This window comes from Flavobacterium psychraquaticum, assembly GCF_034497725.1.
Taxonomy (GTDB): domain Bacteria; phylum Bacteroidota; class Bacteroidia; order Flavobacteriales; family Flavobacteriaceae; genus Flavobacterium; species Flavobacterium psychraquaticum.
Genome location: NZ_JAXKVR010000003.1, coordinates 1 through 1496, shown reverse-complemented (window position 1 = coordinate 1496; position 1496 = coordinate 1). Strand labels below are relative to the sequence as shown.

Sequence of the window (1496 nt, the reverse complement as noted above, 5' to 3'; positions counted from 1 at the left end):
TCCAGGAAATATTACAGGAAGTACTGCAACTGCAACAATCTCAGGATTAACAGCAGGAACTTACACTTATACAGTTACGAATTCTGTGGGATGTATTTCAACTGCATCGGCAAACGTTGTAATCAACGCCCAACCAGCAACTCCAGTAGCTCCAACAGTAGGAACAATCACACAACCAACTTGCGCAGTAGCAACAGGAAGTGTTGTATTAACAGGCTTACCATCAGGAAACTGGACAATTAACCCAGGAAACATTACGGGAAGTACTGCAACTACAACTATCTCAGGATTAACAGCAGGAACTTACACTTATACAGTTACGAATTCAGTTGGATGTACTTCAACTGCATCGGCAAACGTTGTAATCAACGCCCAACCAGCAACTCCAGTAGCTCCAACAGTAGGAACAATCACACAACCAACTTGCGCAGTAGCAACAGGAAGTGTTGTATTAACAGGCTTACCATCAGGAAACTGGACCATTAATCCAGGGAATATTACAGGAAGTACTGCAACTGCAATTATCTCAGGATTAGCAGCAGGAACATATACTTATACAGTTACGAATTCTGTGGGATGTATTTCAACTGCTTCGGCAAACGTTGTAATCAACAATTTAATTTGTGCTAACGATGATACGATTTCGTCAACAGGAGGAAGTGTACTTACAAACGATACTTTAAACGGAAATCCAGTAACCACCACTAATACTGATGTTACACCAGTTACAAATGGTCCATTAACAATTGATGCGGATGGAAACTTAACAGTTACCCCAAACACACCATCAGGTACTTATACCATTACATACACTATCTGTGAAGTAGGCGCAAATCCAGCGAATTGTGATACAGCTACAGCTACGGTTGTTGTTTTAAATTCAATTGATGCAGTTAACGATACACCAGCAGTAGTAACAGTTGGCGATAGTACGCCAAGTGTTGTCTTGAATGATACTTTAGATGGAAGTGGTCCAGTTGTAATTGGAACAAATCCAGGAGAGGTAACCTTAACAGGAGTAACCGTACCAACGGGCTTAACATTAAATGCAGATGGAACCATTACAGTAAATCCATTAACACCATCAGGAACGTACACAGTTGTTTATGAGATTTGTGAAGTTGGAGCTACTCCAACACCCCCAGGAAATTGTGATACAGCTACAGCTACGGTTGTTGTTTTAAATCCAATTGATGCAGTTAACGATACACCAGCAGTAGTAACAGTTGGCGATAGTACGCCAAGTGTTGTCTTGAATGATACATTAGATGGAAGTGGTCCAGTTGTAATTGGAACAAATCCAGGAGAGGTAACCTTAACAGGAGTAACCGTACCAACGGGCTTAACATTAAATGCAGATGGAACCATTACAGTAAATCCATTAACACCATCAGGAACGTACACAGTTGTTTATGAGATTTGTGAAGTTGGAGCTACTCCAACACCCCCAGGAAATTGTGATACAGCTACAGCTACGGTTGTTGTTTTAAATCCAA

The 1496-nt window shown here is 41.0% G+C and carries 1 protein-coding gene; it reads left to right on the top strand.

Annotated features, from left to right (window positions below):
- A partial coding sequence (locus T1L09_RS00015) for a beta strand repeat-containing protein (RefSeq protein WP_422718367.1) occupies positions 1-1496 on the top strand: 1496 nt, incomplete at both ends.